Source organism: Rhizobium sp. C104 (assembly GCF_022354505.1).
GTDB classification, from domain to species: Bacteria; Pseudomonadota; Alphaproteobacteria; order Rhizobiales; family Rhizobiaceae; genus Rhizobium; species Rhizobium redzepovicii.
In genome coordinates, this window is sequence record NZ_CP092348.1 from 1,872,862 (window position 1) to 1,888,224 (window position 15,363).

The 15,363-nt window shown below is 60.2% G+C and carries 7 protein-coding genes and 2 pseudogenes; 1 reads left to right on the forward strand and 8 read right to left on the reverse strand.

Annotated features, from left to right (window positions below; genetic code table 11):
- Positions 1–54: 54 nt before the first annotated feature.
- The 4 genes from tuf to rpsL all read right to left on the reverse strand — a co-directional run bounded on the left by tuf (position 55) and on the right by rpsL (position 4,347).
- Positions 55–1,230: an elongation factor Tu gene (gene tuf / locus MF410_RS10485; protein WP_003573803.1), complete on the reverse strand. Its 1,176-nt coding sequence runs from the start codon at positions 1,228–1,230 to the stop codon at positions 55–57.
- A gap of 68 nt (positions 1,231–1,298) precedes the next feature.
- Positions 1,299–3,398, reverse strand: a complete 2,100-nt coding sequence (fusA, locus tag MF410_RS10490) for an elongation factor G (RefSeq protein ID WP_097630068.1) — start codon at positions 3,396–3,398, stop codon at positions 1,299–1,301.
- 29 nt (positions 3,399–3,427) lie between these two features.
- On the reverse strand, positions 3,428–3,898 hold the full coding sequence (rpsG, locus tag MF410_RS10495; protein WP_003578662.1) for a 30S ribosomal protein S7: 471 nt from the start codon (positions 3,896–3,898) through the stop codon (positions 3,428–3,430).
- Between the two features lie 77 nt (positions 3,899–3,975).
- Entirely contained in the window at positions 3,976–4,347 is a 372-nt protein-coding gene (rpsL, locus tag MF410_RS10500; RefSeq protein ID WP_003547537.1) for a 30S ribosomal protein S12, read from the reverse strand.
- A 498-nt stretch (positions 4,348–4,845) separates the two neighbouring features.
- Between rpsL and MF410_RS10505 the strand changes: the two genes are divergently transcribed.
- On the forward strand, positions 4,846–5,139 hold the full coding sequence (locus tag MF410_RS10505; RefSeq protein ID WP_003587200.1) for a hypothetical protein: 294 nt from the start codon (positions 4,846–4,848) through the stop codon (positions 5,137–5,139).
- Between the two features lie 162 nt (positions 5,140–5,301).
- On the opposite strand, the pseudogene rpoC reads toward MF410_RS10505, so the two are convergent.
- The 4 genes and pseudogenes from rpoC to rplJ all read right to left on the reverse strand — a co-directional run bounded on the left by rpoC (position 5,302) and on the right by rplJ (position 15,056).
- Positions 5,302–9,509, reverse strand: a pseudogene (gene rpoC, locus MF410_RS10510) (DNA-directed RNA polymerase subunit beta').
- 190 nt (positions 9,510–9,699) lie between these two features.
- Positions 9,700–13,840, reverse strand: a pseudogene (rpoB, locus tag MF410_RS10515) (DNA-directed RNA polymerase subunit beta).
- Between the two features lie 261 nt (positions 13,841–14,101).
- Positions 14,102–14,479, reverse strand: a complete 378-nt coding sequence (gene rplL, locus MF410_RS10520; protein WP_064838108.1) for a 50S ribosomal protein L7/L12 — start codon at positions 14,477–14,479, stop codon at positions 14,102–14,104.
- Between the two features lie 58 nt (positions 14,480–14,537).
- Positions 14,538–15,056: a 50S ribosomal protein L10 gene (rplJ, locus tag MF410_RS10525; RefSeq protein ID WP_003587203.1), complete on the reverse strand. Its 519-nt coding sequence runs from the start codon at positions 15,054–15,056 to the stop codon at positions 14,538–14,540.
- Between the last annotated feature and the right edge of the window lie 307 nt (positions 15,057–15,363).

Below are 15,363 nucleotides of genomic sequence, written 5' to 3' on the forward strand. Positions count from 1 at the left end.
ACACCGAGATCGGCGTCCCTATCCTTTCCTTGGGCCTGGTGGCCCAGCCGCTAATTACTCGACGATCGAAGCGACGATACCGGCGCCGACGGTGCGGCCGCCTTCGCGGATCGCGAAGCGCAGCTTTTCTTCCATCGCGATCGGAACGATCAGCTCGACGGCAACCGTGACGTTGTCGCCCGGCATGACCATCTCGGTACCTTCCGGCAGCGTCACGATGCCGGTTACGTCGGTCGTGCGGAAGTAGAACTGCGGACGGTAGTTGGTGAAGAACGGCGTATGACGGCCACCCTCTTCCTTCGTCAGGATGTAGGCTTCCGCCATGAACTTCTTGTGCGGCTTGACAGAGCCCGGCTTGCACAGGATCTGGCCACGCTCGACGCCGTCACGGTTCACACCGCGAACCAGGGCGCCGATGTTGTCGCCAGCCTGGCCCTGATCGAGCAGCTTGCGGAACATTTCAACGCCGGTCACCGTCGTCTTCGAAGTTGCGCGGATACCGACAATCTCGACTTCTTCGCCAACCTTGACAATGCCACGCTCGACGCGGCCGGTCACAACCGTGCCGCGGCCGGAGATCGAGAACACGTCTTCGATCGGCATCAGGAACGGCTGGTCGATCGGACGCTCAGGCGTCGGGATGTAGGCGTCGACCGCAGCCATCAGCTCGCGGATCGCGTCTTCGCCGATCTTCTTGTCAGAATCTTCAAGAGCAGCAAGCGCCGAACCCTTGACGACCGGGATATCGTCGCCCGGGAAGTCGTAGGACGACAGAAGTTCGCGAACTTCGAGCTCGACCAGTTCGAGAAGCTCGGCGTCGTCAACCTGGTCGACCTTGTTCAGGAACACAACGATCGCCGGAACGCCGACCTGGCGGGCCAGCAGGATGTGTTCGCGCGTCTGCGGCATCGGGCCGTCAGCGGCCGAGCACACCAGGATCGCGCCGTCCATCTGGGCAGCACCGGTGATCATGTTCTTGACGTAGTCGGCGTGGCCGGGGCAGTCGACGTGCGCATAGTGGCGGGCCGGCGTCTCATACTCGACGTGCGCCGTCGAAATGGTGATGCCGCGGGCCTTTTCTTCCGGAGCAGCGTCGATCTGGTCGTACGCCTTGAACTCACCGAAGTACTTCGTGATCGCTGCCGTCAGAGACGTCTTGCCGTGGTCAACGTGGCCGATCGTGCCAATGTTGACGTGCGGCTTGTTGCGCTCAAACTTACTCTTTGCCATTTTCGGCTCTCCGTTTTGCTAGTCCCCGAAGGGATCTAATTCTTGTTATCGGTCAATTGGTATTCCGGTCACTTCTGACCGGAATACTTTGCCTGGATTTCAGTTGCGACGTTCGACGGGACCGGCGAATAGTGATCGAAGGTCATCGTGTACTGAGCGCGGCCCTGGGACATGGAGCGCAGGTTGTCGACGTACTTGAACATGTTCGCGAGCGGAACGTTCGCGTTGATGACCACGGCGATACCACGGCTTTCCTGACCCTGGATCTGACCGCGACGGGAGTTCAGGTCGCCGATGACGTCGCCGACATAATCTTCCGGGGTGACGACTTCGACCTTCATCATCGGCTCGAGCAGCTGAGCGCCGGCCTTCTTGGCTGCTTCACGGAAGCAGGCACGCGATGCGATTTCGAAGGCGAGAACCGAGGAGTCGACGTCATGGAAAGCGCCGTCGATGAGGGTCGCCTTGACGCCGAGCATCGGGAAGCCAGCGAGCGGACCCGAAGACAGGACGCTTTCGATGCCCTTCTGGACGCCGGGGATGTATTCCTTCGGAACGGAACCGCCGACGATCTTGGATTCGAACTTGAATTCGTCGCCTTCCGGGTTCGGTTCGAAGACGATCTTGACGCGCGCGAACTGGCCGGTACCACCGGACTGCTTCTTGTGCGTGTAGTCTTCTTCGTGCTGGCGCGTGATGGTTTCGCGATAGGCAACCTGCGGCGCGCCGACAGTTGCTTCAACCTTGAATTCACGACGCATGCGGTCGACGATGATGTCGAGATGCAGTTCGCCCATGCCGGCAATGATGGTCTGGCCGGATTCCTGGTCGGTCTTGACGCGGAAGGACGGATCTTCTGCAGCCAGGCGGTTGAGCGCAAGGCCCATCTTTTCCTGGTCGCCCTTGGTCTTCGGCTCGATGGCGATCTGGATGACCGGCTCGGGGAATTCCATGCGCTCGAGGATAACCGGCTTCAACGGATCGCAGAGCGTGTCACCCGTCGTGGTTTCCTTGAGGCCGGCGAGAGCGACGATGTCGCCTGCGAAGGCTTCTTCGATGTCTTCACGCGAGTTGGAGTGCATCTGCAGCATGCGGCCGACGCGCTCGCGCTTGTCCTTGACCGTGTTCATGACCGACGCGCCCTTTTCGAGCTTGCCGGAGTAGATGCGGGCGAAGGTCAGCGAACCGACGAAGGGGTCGTTCATGATCTTGAAGGCGAGCATGGAGAGCGGCTCGTTGTCATCGGCATGACGCTCGATGTCAGCTTCCGTCTTGAAGTCGATGCCCTTAATGGCCGGGATATCCATCGGCGACGGCAGGTAGTCGACGACGGCGTCGAGCAGCGGCTGCACGCCCTTGTTCTTGAACGCGGTGCCGCAGAACATCGGGTGGAACTTGACGTCGATCGTGCCGCGGCGAACGAGCGCACGGATCTGATCGTTGTCGGGCAGAACGCCTTCGAGATAGGCTTCCATCGCGGCTTCGTCGATGTCGACGACGGTTTCGATCAGCTTTTCGCGATATTCTTCGGCCTTGGCCTTCATGTCCTCGGGGATCTCGACGACATCCCACTGGGCGCCGAGCGACTCGTCGCGCCAAATGAGAGCGTTCATCTCGATCAGGTCGATAACGCCCTTGAACTCGGTTTCAGCACCGATCGGCAGCTGCATGACGACAGCCGTTGCGCCGAGGCGGGTCTTGATCATCTCGACGGAGCGATAGAAGTCGGCGCCCGTCTTGTCCATCTTGTTGCAGAAGATCATCCGCGGGACATTGTACTTCTCAGCCTGGCGCCAGACGGTTTCCGTCTGCGGCTCGACACCGGCGTTGGCATCGAGCAGCGCGATAGCGCCGTCGAGAACGCGCAGCGAACGCTCGACTTCGATGGTGAAGTCGACGTGGCCGGGGGTGTCGATGATGTTGAAGCGGCGCATCTTGCCGTCACGGCCCTTCCAGAAGGTCGTGGTGGCAGCGGAGGTGATCGTGATGCCACGCTCCTGCTCCTGCTCCATCCAGTCCATGGTGGCTGCGCCGTCGTGGACTTCGCCGATCTTGTGCGACTTACCGGTGTAATAAAGGATACGCTCGGTGGTCGTGGTCTTGCCGGCGTCGATATGCGCCATGATACCGAAATTACGGTAGTCTTCGATCTTATATTCGCGAGCCATTGTGGACTGCCTTTCGATACCGTTCGGAATTACCAGCGATAGTGCGAGAATGCACGGTTGGCGTCAGCCATCTTGTGCGTGTCTTCGCGCTTCTTGACGGCGGAGCCGCGGTTGTTGGACGCATCGAGCAGTTCGCCGGAAAGGCGGTCAACCATAGTCGTTTCATTGCGCTTGCGGGCGGCAGCGATCAGCCAGCGAATGGCGAGAGCCTGGCGGCGCTCCGGACGAACATCGACCGGCACCTGATAGGTCGCACCACCGACGCGGCGCGAGCGGACTTCAACGTGCGGAGCAATGTTGTCGAGCGCAGAATGGAATACCGTGAGCGGCTCCTGCTTGGACTTGCCCTGGACGACGTCGAACGCGCCATAGACGATGTTTTCAGCAACGGACTTCTTGCCGTCGAGCATGATGGCATTCATGAACTTGGTGACGACGAGGTCGCCGAACTTCGGGTCCGGATTGATCTCGCGCTTTTCTGCTTTATGACGTCTGGACATAGTTTTCGTCTCTTCAACCGTTAAGGCGCTTCGTCACGCGGAGGACCTCGCGCAGCGCCGGATTATTCAAAACCGAATTACTTCGGACGCTTCGCACCGTATTTGGAGCGGCGCTGCTTGCGGTTCTTGACACCCTGGGTATCGAGAACGCCGCGGATGATGTGATAACGGACACCCGGAAGGTCCTTGACGCGGCCGCCACGGATCATGACGACAGAGTGTTCCTGAAGGTTGTGACCTTCGCCGGGGATGTAACCAATGACTTCGAAGCCGTTGGTCAGGCGGATCTTTGCGACCTTACGCAGAGCCGAGTTCGGCTTCTTCGGCGTCGTCGTATAGACGCGCGTGCAAACGCCGCGCTTCTGCGGGTTCTCCTGGAGTGCGGGAACCTTGTTACGCTTTACGTTCGCCTGGCGAGGCTTGCGGATCAGCTGGTTTACGGTAGGCATTCAACCATCCCTTACGTTTTATCTCAGTACCCTTGCGGGCTTGAACTCGCGCCGTCTCCGGCAGTGACGCATGCTTTCCGTCAATGCGCAAAATATGGCCCAATCCGCTTCCGCAGATGGACCACAAGGAGCAGAGGACGCATAAAATATGCGTCGTGCGTGCAGCATCATGACTTCAACGTGCGTTTAGAACCTTGTTTGAGGTGAACTTCAGGGCGCGTCGCCCCGAACAGCCAAGCCTCACATGGGATCTGATGGCCGGGGTACTACTGGTTTCCACCCCTCTCGTCAAGGCCGGTTAAGAAATAAACTCGCCGTATCGCCTTGATCTGCGGGCCTAACGCCCTGATTTCATCCTTCTAGACGAAATGGCGGCCGTGCACCAAGATAAAAACTTGGGCATCGCGGCAAAAGCAGTTAAGGAATCAGCAATTGCGGCGTGCGGCCCTCACAGCAGGATTCGAGCGACCGAATCGTCAAAGAGCCGAAGGACAGGCGATGATTACGACACCTGATAACGACAATAATTTCGACGGACCGATGGTCTTCATCATCATCGGCAAAGGCTACGAGTCCGACGACAGCGAAGGCATCGACCTGCACATCATGCTGAAGGCGCCCGACGACGACACGGCCGTGCGCGAGGCCCTGAACGCCCTTGCCGAGGAAGGCTTCATCGAGGCCGATCTCGACCAGATCGGCATGCTGACCGAGGTGCCCGCCGAAGAGCCGCACGCCTCTGCTTACCAGGGTGCCGTCGACGGCGAGGTCGCCATCATCCGCTTCAACTGAAGGAGCCGCCGCTGACGCTGCGGGTCGCAAAGGCAGTATAAGCGGAAGCAGCACCTTCCCTCCCCCAACCAATCAATGCAGACCAAAAACGAAAACCGCCCGGATCGCTCCGGGCGGTTTTTCAATTCGCGTGCCACCTGAGTGGTGGTCGTCGGCTGCGGATTATTCTGCAGCCGGAGCCTTTTCGGCCATGTCCTGCAGCATCGGCGTGGCAACGGCAGCACCCGTGCCCTTGCGGCGCTCTTCGAGGATCAGTTCGTCGCGCGACGTGGCGATACGACGGATCTGGGTCATGGTGCCACCGGTGCCGGCCGGGATCAGACGGCCGACGATGACGTTTTCCTTCAGACCCTGCAGGCCGTCGGTCTTGCCGGCGATCGCAGCTTCCGTCAGCACCTTGGTCGTTTCCTGGAAGGATGCGGCCGAGATGAAGGACGGGGTCTGCAGCGACGCCTTGGTGATGCCGAGAAGAACCGGATCGCCGTAGGCCGGCTTCTTGCCCTGCTCGATCAGGTGATCGTTGACGTCTTCGAGCTCGATCCGGTCGACATTGTCGCCGACGATATAGGTCGAGTCGCCTGCATCGGTGATTTCCACCTTCTGCAGCATCTGACGGACGATCACCTCGATGTGCTTGTCGTTGATGACAACGCCCTGCAAGCGGTAGACTTCCTGGATCTCGTTGACGAGGTAGGAGGCCAGAGCCTCCACGCCCTTGATCGCCAGGATGTCGTGCGGAGCCGGGTTACCGTCGAGGATGTAGTCACCCTTTTCGATATAGTCGCCTTCCTGAAGGTGGAAGGGCTTGCCCTTCGGGATCAGGTATTCGACAGGCTCGACACCGTCTTCCGCCGGCTCGATGATGACGCGGCGCTTGTTCTTGTAGTCGCGGCCGAGGCGGATCGTACCATCGATCTCTGCGATGATGGCATGGTCCTTCGGACGGCGGGCTTCGAAGAGCTCGGCAACACGCGGCAGACCGCCGGTGATGTCCTTGGTCTTGGCGCTTTCCAGCGGCGAACGCGCGAGAACGTCACCCTGGGAGACCTTGGTGCCCGGCTCGACCGACAGAATAGCGTCGACCGAGAGCAGGAAGCGGGCGTCACCGCCACGCGAAAGCTTCGCGACATTGCCGCTGGCATCCTTGATGACGATCGCCGGCTTGAGGTCCGAACCGCGCGGGGTCGAACGCCAGTCGATGACCTGACGCTTGGTGATGCCGGTGGATTCGTCGGTGGCTTCCAGAACGGAGAGACCATCGACCAGATCTTCGAACTGAACGGTACCAGCCACTTCGGTCATCATCGGACGGGTGTAAGGATCCCACTCCGCCAGACGCTGGCCGCGCTTGACCTTGTCGCCTTCGTCGACATGCAGCTTCGAACCGTAGGCGACACGCTGCGACGACCGTTCCACGCCACGCTCGTCCAGGATCTGGACGGTCATGTTGCGGCCCATGGCAACGAGGTTGCCATCGGAGTTACGCAGGATGTTGCGGTTCTTGATCTGCACCGTACCTTCGTACGAGGCTTCCAGGAACGACTGATCGACCACGGTTGCCGTACCGCCAAGGTGGAAGGTACGCATGGTGAGCTGGGTGCCCGGTTCACCGATCGACTGAGCGGCGATGACGCCGACGGCTTCGCCCATGTTGACCGGCGTACCGCGGGCCAGGTCGCGACCGTAGCAGACCGAGCAGACGCCCGTCTGGATTTCGCAGGTCAGCGCCGAGCGGATGCGGATCGACTGGATACCGGCCTTCTCGATCTCGATGACATCGGGCTCGAGGATCATCTTGCCGGCATCGACGATGCGCTCGCCGGTGACCGGATGATCGATATCGTCGAGCGCCGTGCGACCGAGGATGCGGGCGCCGAGCGAGGCGACAACCTGACCGGCATCAACGATGGCGGTCATGGTGAGGCCGGTTTCGGTGCCGCAATCGACGTGCGTGACGATGCAATCCTGCGCGACGTCGACGAGACGGCGGGTCAGGTAACCTGAGTTGGCGGTCTTCAAGGCGGTATCTGCCAGACCCTTGCGGGCGCCGTGGGTCGAGTTGAAGTACTCGTTGACGGTCAGGCCTTCCTTGAAGTTCGAGATGATCGGCGTCTCGATGATTTCACCCGACGGCTTGGCCATCAGGCCGCGCATGCCGCCCAGCTGGCGCATCTGGTTCGGAGAACCGCGGGCGCCGGAATGGCTCATCATGTAGATCGAGTTCATCGGCTTCTGACGGCCGGTGTTCTCGTCGAATTCGACCGCCTTGATGCGGGCCATCATCTCTTCGGCGACCTTTTCGGTAGCCTTGCCCCAGGCGTCGACAACCTTGTTGTACTTTTCGCCCTGAGTGATCAGGCCGTCATTGTACTGCTGCTCGTATTCCTTCACCAGGCTTTCGGTGTCGGCAACGATCTTCGCCTTGGCATCGGGAATGACCATGTCGTCCTTGCCGAACGAAATGCCGGCGCGGCAGGCATGGGAGAAGCCGAGCTGCATGATGCGGTCGCAGAAGATGACCGTGTCCTTCTGGCCGCAATGGCGGTAGACCGTGTCGATCATCTTGGAGATGTTCTTCTTGGTCATTTCCTGATTGCAGATGTCAAAGGGCACCTTGCCGTTCTTCGGCAGCAGTTCGCCGATGAGCAGACGGCCAGGCGTCGTCTCATAGATCTTCGAGTAGGGCTTGCCATCCTCGTCGACCGACTTGAAACGGCCGCGGATCTTGGTGTGCAGCGTCACGACCTTGCTTTCAAGAGCATGATGCAGTTCGCCGAGATCGGAGAAGGCCATGCCTTCGCCCGGTTCGTTCTGGTTCAGGATCGACAGGTAATAGAGGCCGAGAACCATGTCCTGCGAGGGAACGATGATCGGCGCGCCGTTGGCCGGATGCAGGATGTTGTTGGTCGACATCATCAGCACGCGGGCTTCGAGCTGGGCTTCGAGCGACAGCGGCACGTGAACGGCCATCTGGTCGCCGTCGAAGTCGGCGTTGAAGGCCGTGCAGACGAGCGGATGCAGCTGGATCGCCTTGCCTTCGACCAGGGTGGGTTCGAAGGCCTGGATGCCCAGGCGGTGCAGCGTCGGTGCGCGGTTCAGCAGAACCGGATGCTCGCGGATGACCTCGTCGAGGATATCCCAGACTTCAGGCTTTTCCTTTTCGACCAGTTTCTTGGCCTGCTTGACGGTCGAGGAGTAACCCTTGGCGTCGAGGCGGGCGTAGATGAACGGCTTGAAGAGCTCGAGCGCCATCTTCTTCGGCAGGCCGCACTGGTGCAGCTTCAGTTCCGGACCGGTGACGATGACCGAACGGCCGGAATAGTCGACGCGCTTGCCGAGCAGGTTCTGGCGGAAGCGGCCCTGCTTGCCCTTCAGCATGTCGGAGAGCGACTTCAGCGGACGCTTGTTGGCGCCGGTGATGACGCGGCCGCGACGGCCGTTGTCGAACAGCGCGTCAACCGATTCCTGCAGCATGCGCTTTTCGTTGCGGATGATGATGCCGGGCGCACGAAGCTCGATAAGGCGCTTCAGACGGTTGTTGCGGTTGATGACGCGGCGGTAGAGGTCGTTCAGATCCGACGTCGCGAAACGGCCGCCGTCGAGCGGCACCAGTGGACGCAGATCCGGCGGGATGACCGGAACGACCTTCATGATCATCCATTCCGGACGGTTGCCCAACTCCATGAAGTTCTCGACGATCTTCAGGCGCTTCATCAGCTTCTTCTGCTTGAGATCCGACGTGGTGTCGGCAAGCTCGGAGCGCAGGTCGCCAGCGATCTTTTCGAGGTTCATCGAGGCCAGCATCTCGTAGATCGCCTCAGCGCCGATCATCGCGGTGAACTGGTCTTCGCCGTATTCGTCAACGGCCAGCATATACTCTTCTTCCGAGAGGAGCTGGTGCTCCTTCAAAGCAGTCAGGCCCGGCTCGGTGACGATGTAGTTTTCGAAATAGAGGACGCGCTCGACATCCTTCAGCGTCATGTCGAGCAGCGTCGAAATGCGCGACGGCAGCGACTTCAGGAACCAGATATGGGCAACGGGAGCGGCGAGCTCGATATGGCCCATGCGCTCACGGCGAACGCGCGACAGCGTGACTTCGACGCCGCACTTTTCGCAGATGATGCCCTTGTACTTCATGCGCTTGTACTTGCCGCACAGGCATTCGTAGTCCTTGATCGGCCCGAAGATGCGCGCGCAGAACAGACCGTCGCGTTCCGGCTTGAACGTGCGGTAGTTGATGGTTTCCGGCTTCTTGATCTCACCGTAAGACCAGGAGAGGATCTTCTCCGGAGATGCGATCGAAATCCGAATGGAATCGAAATTCTGTGCAGGCACCTGCGGATTGAAAGATTCATGACCTCTTGGTTCATGCCTGTCTCCTTCATGGGCTAAAGCGCCCTCAAAATGCGATGGTCGGCGGCAAATTCCCGGGAGCCGCCTCCCTCGCTTAAACGAGAATAACCGCAAGATGCGGCGAAACTTCCCTGCAGGGCCGATACGGATACGGCGCCCGGCGGGACCGGCGTGCGCCGCATTGGCAGCGCACGCCCTATCAGGTGCTTACTCGGCCGCGTCGGGCAGCTGCGCTGCCTGCGCCTCGTCAAGCTTGGTGTTTTCGAGCTCGACGCTGAGGCCCAGCGAGCGCATTTCCTTGACAAGAACGTTGAAGCTTTCCGGAATACCGGCTTCGAACGTGTCGTCGCCGCGGACGATGGCTTCGTAGACCTTGGTGCGGCCGGCGACGTCGTCCGACTTCACCGTCAGCATTTCCTGCAGCGTGTAGGCCGCGCCGTAAGCTTCGAGCGCCCAGACTTCCATTTCGCCGAAGCGCTGACCGCCGAACTGCGCCTTGCCGCCCAGCGGCTGCTGGGTCACGAGCGAGTAAGGACCGATCGAACGGGCATGGATCTTGTCGTCGACCAGGTGGTTGAGCTTCAGCATGTAGATGTAGCCCACGGTCACCTGGCGGTCGAACTGCTCGCCGGTACGGCCGTCATAGAGCGTCGACTGGCCGGTATCCTTGAGACCTGCCAGACGCAGCATGTCGTTGACGTCGGCTTCGTTGGCGCCGTCGAAGACAGGCGTTGCAATCGAAACGCCACGCTTCCACTGGTCGGCGAGACGCAGAACCGAGTCGTCGTCGAAATCCTGGACCTGTTCGGCCTTCGGACCGTCACCGACGACATCGCCGATGGTCTTGCGCAGCGGCTCGATGTTGCCATTGGCCTTGTATGCGTCGATCAGTTCGCCGATCTGGCGACCCATGCCGGCGCAAGCCCAACCCAGGTGGGTTTCGAGGATCTGGCCGACGTTCATACGCGAGGGAACGCCGAGCGGGTTCAGAACGACGTCGACATGCGTGCCGTCTTCGAGGAACGGCATGTCCTCGACAGGCACAATGCGCGAGACGACGCCCTTGTTCCCGTGACGGCCGGCCATCTTGTCGCCCGGCTGGATCTTGCGCTTCACGGCGACGAAGACCTTGACCATCTTCATGACGCCAGGAGGCATTTCATCGCCGCGCTGGACCTTCTCGACCTTGTCCATGAAGCGCTGTTCAAGGCGCGACTTGGATTCGTCGTACTGGCCGCGAAGGGCTTCGAGCTCGCTCTGAACCTTCTCGTCCTCGACGGCGAACATCCACCACTGCGAGCGGGGATATTCGGAGACGACGGCGTTCGAAAGCTCGGTGCCCTTCTTGAAGCCCTTCGGGCCGGCGATGGAGGCCTGGCCGCGCAGCATTTCGATCAGACGGCCGTAGACGTTACGGTCGAGGATCGCCTGCTCGTCGTCGCGGTCCTTTGCAAGACGTTCGATCTCTTCGCGCTCGATTGCCATCGCGCGCTCGTCCTTCTCGACGCCATGGCGGTTGAAGACGCGGACTTCGACGATCGTGCCGTAGGTGCCGGGCGGCATGCGCATGGAAGTGTCGCGCACGTCGGAGGCCTTTTCGCCGAAGATGGCGCGCAGAAGCTTTTCTTCCGGCGTCATCGGGCTTTCGCCCTTCGGCGTGATCTTGCCGACGAGGATATCGCCCGGCTGAACTTCGGCGCCGATGTAGACGATACCGGCTTCGTCGAGGTTCTTCAGCGCTTCTTCCGAAACGTTCGGAATGTCGCGGGTGATTTCCTCAGGACCAAGCTTGGTGTCGCGCGCCATCACTTCGAATTCCTCGATGTGGATGGAAGTGAACACGTCGTCGGCAACGATACGCTCGGAGAGCAGGATCGAGTCTTCGTAGTTGTAGCCGTTCCAGGGCATGAACGCGACGAGCGCGTTGCGGCCGAGCGCCAGGTCGCCGAGATCGGTCGACGGGCCGTCAGCGAGGATGTCGCCGCGGTTGACCTCGTCACCGACGGTGACCAGCGGACGCTGGTTGACGCAGGTGTTCTGGTTCGAACGCTGGAACTTCTGCAGGCGGTAGATATCGACGCCGGATTTGCCGGCTTCGAGGTCTTCGGTGGCGCGGATAACGATACGCGTCGCGTCGACCTGGTCGACCACGCCGCCACGGCGCGCGCCGATGGCGGCGCCGGAGTCACGGGCAACGACCGGCTCCATGCCGGTACCGACGAACGGGGCTTCGGCACGCAGCAGCGGCACGGCCTGACGCTGCATGTTCGAGCCCATGAGCGCGCGGTTGGCGTCGTCATTTTCCAGGAACGGGATGAGCGCGGCTGCGACCGAAACGACCTGCTTCGGCGAAACGTCCATCAGGTTCATGCTGTCGCGGGGTGCGAGCATGACTTCGCCGGCATGACGGCAGACGACGAACTCGTCGACGAAGGAACCGTCGGCGTTCATTTCGGCGTTGGCCTGGGCGACGTAGTACTTCGCCTCTTCCATGGCGGACAGGTAGAGCACGTCGCTCGTCACCTTGCCGTCGACGATACGGCGGTACGGGCTTTCGATGAAGCCGTACTTGTTGACGCGGGCAAAGGTCGCAAGCGAGTTGATCAGACCGATGTTCGGGCCCTCAGGCGTTTCGATCGGGCAAATACGGCCGTAGTGGGTCGGATGCACGTCGCGGACTTCGAAGCCGGCGCGCTCACGGGTCAGACCACCCGGGCCAAGAGCCGACAGACGGCGCTTGTGGGTGATTTCCGAGAGCGGGTTGACCTGGTCCATGAACTGCGAGAGCTGCGAGGAACCGAAGAATTCGCGCACGGCGGCAGCCGCCGGCTTGGCGTTGATCAGATCCTGCGGCATGACCGTGTCGATCTCGATCGAGGACATGCGTTCCTTGATCGCACGCTCCATGCGGAGCAGGCCGAGACGGTACTGGTTTTCCATCGAGCTCGCCGACCGAGCGGACGCGGCGGTTGCCGAGGTTGTCGATGTCGTCGATCTCGCCCTTGCCGTCGCGCAGTTCGACCAGCATCCTGACCACGGCCAGGATGTCGTCCTTGCGCAGGATGCGGACGGTGTCTTCGACGGTCAGGTCGAGACGCATGTTCATCTTGACGCGGCCGACGGCGGAGAGGTCGTAACGCTCCGCATCGAAGAACAGCGAGTTGAACATGGCTTCGGCCGATTCCATGGTCGGCGGCTCGCCCGGACGCATGACACGGTAGATGTCGAACAGAGCGTCCTGACGGTTCTCGTTCTTGTCGGCCGAAAGCGTGTTGCGGATATAGGCGCCGACATTGATGTGGTCGATGCCAAGAACCGGGATCTCGTCGAAGCCGTTCGCCAGGATGATGCCGAGCGTCTTCTCGTCGATTTCGTCGCCGGCTTCGAGGTAGATTTCACCGGTGGAGTAGTTGACGATGTCGCCGGCGAGATAGTTGCCGTAGAGATCGTCGTCAGCGGCCTTCAGCGCCTTCAGGCCCTTGTCTGACAGCTGGCGCAGCAGGCGCGGGGTCAGCTTCTTGCCGGCTTCGACGACGACTTCGCCGGTATCGGCGTCAACCATCTCGGTGATCGCCTTGGCGCCCTTCAGCGTTTCCGGCTTGAAGGGAATACGCCAGCCTTCGCCGTCGCGCTTGTAGAGCGACTTCGTGTAGAAGGTGTCGAGGATTTCCTCGCCGTCCATGCCGAGCGCCATCAGCAGCGACGTGACAGGGATCTTACGGCGACGGTCGATACGGGCGTAGACGATATCCTTGGCGTCGAATTCGATATCGAGCCAGGAACCGCGATAAGGGATGACGCGGGCAGCAAAGAGCAGCTTGCCGGAAGAATGGCTCTTGCCCTTGTCGTGATCGAAGAAGACGCCCGGCGAACGGTGCATCTGGGAAACGATGACGCGCTCGGTGCCGTTGACGATGAACGTGCCGTTGTTGGTCATGAGCGGCATGTCGCCCATATAGACGGACTGTTCCTTGATGTCCTTGATCGACTTCGCGCCCGTATCCTCGTCGATATCGAACACGATCAGGCGCAGCGTCACCTTCAGGGGTGCCGCATAGGTCAGGTCGCGCTGACGGCATTCGTCAACGTCGAACTTCGGCGGTTCGAACTCGTAGGATACGAATTCCAGCATCGAAGCGCCGGAAAAATCGGTGATCGGGAAAACCGACTTGAAAACGGCTTGAAGGCCCTCGTCGGGCCGGCCGCCTTTCGGCTCTTCAACCATCAAAAACTGGTCGTAGGACGCCTTCTGAACCTCGATGAGGTTCGGCATTTCTGCGACTTCGGGGATCTTACCAAAAAACTTGCGTACGCGCCTACGACCGTTGAACGAAAGGGTCTGAGCCATCGTCGCTCCTTCAAAATCTTGCACCCGGGCCTGCAACGGACGGGAACCGATGGCCAGTCGATCCCGTCTATCAATGAGTCATCCAATCTCGTCCGACACCCGAAAACGCTCAGCTCGGATTGCTGTGCTGCCCTCGATGCGAGACTATCCTTTTGAAGAACCCATTACCCAAAAGCCGGTTTGACGCGGCTTTTGGGTAATTCGTTCAGAAAAACGGCAAATGGGAGGCAGCAAAGACTGCCTCCCAAAAGCGTTTCAAGATTACTTGACGTCGGCCTTGGCGCCAGCGTCTTCAAGCTTCTTCTTGATGTCAGCGGCTTCAGCCTTGTTGACGCCTTCCTTGACAGCCTTCGGAGCGCCTTCGACGAGGTCCTTGGCTTCCTTGAGGCCGAGACCGGTGATGGCGCGGACTTCCTTGATGACGTTGATCTTGTTGGCACCGGCGTCGACGAGGATAACGTCGAATTCGGTCTTTTCTTCTTCAACGACAGCCGGGCCAGCACCACCAGCAGCGGCAGCAACAGCTACCGGAGCAGCAGCGGAAACGCCCCACTTTTCTTCGAGAAGCTTCGACAGTTCTGCAGCTTCCAGAACGGTCAGAGCGGAGAGGTCGTCAACGATCTTTGCGAGATCAGCCATTTTACTAGTTCCTTTTGTTCGGTTCGAACCGGTTGATTATAAACAGCGAAAAACCGCCTTAAGCGGCTTCGTCCTTCTTGGCGTAAGCCGCGAACACGCGAGCAAGCTGGCTTGCCGGTGCTGCAACAACCCCAGCGATGCGGGTAGCCGGTGTCTGGATCATGCCCAGCAGCTTCGCACGCAGCTCATCGAGCGAAGGCAGGGTCGCAAGCGACTTGACTGCATCGGCGTTGAGCGTGGTTGTTCCCATGGCGCCGCCCAGAACAACGATCTTGTCGTTGGTCTTGGCGAAGTCCATGACGACCTTCGGAGCGGTGATCGGATCGGTGCTGTATGCAATCAGCGTCTGACCCTTGAAGAGATCAGTGATCCCTTCCGCTTCCGTACCCTGAAGGGCAATTTTGGCCAGGCGGTTCTTCGCGACTTTGACGGTACCGCCAGCTGCACGCATCTTCGAACGAAAGTCGTTCATCTGCGCGACTGTGGCACCAGCATAGTGGGCCACGACAACTGAGCCCGAAGCCTTGAAGACTTCGTTCAGTTCCGTGACGAATTCGCGTTTTTCCGCTCTTTCCACTGCCTATCTCCAGTTGGCGGGACCGAAAACGGGCCCGCCGGGTTGCCTTTTGCCTCCCGGGATCATGTGAGATCCCAAGCGACGCTTGAGGATCCTGTCCCCCGCGCTCCCGCGCCAATCAAGGCTAAAGAGGCACAAGGCATCCAAGGCTCGAACCGATTTCCTAGAAGCGAACTTCATGAAATTCGGGTCTTACCCGTCTCATGCAGGCGAAGTGATTAAGGGAAAACCACCTGCAATCTCGGACAGGATTCCGGATTTCTCCGGAATATTCCGGCCCCTTGCGAGGCCGGAATTTCAGTGACCG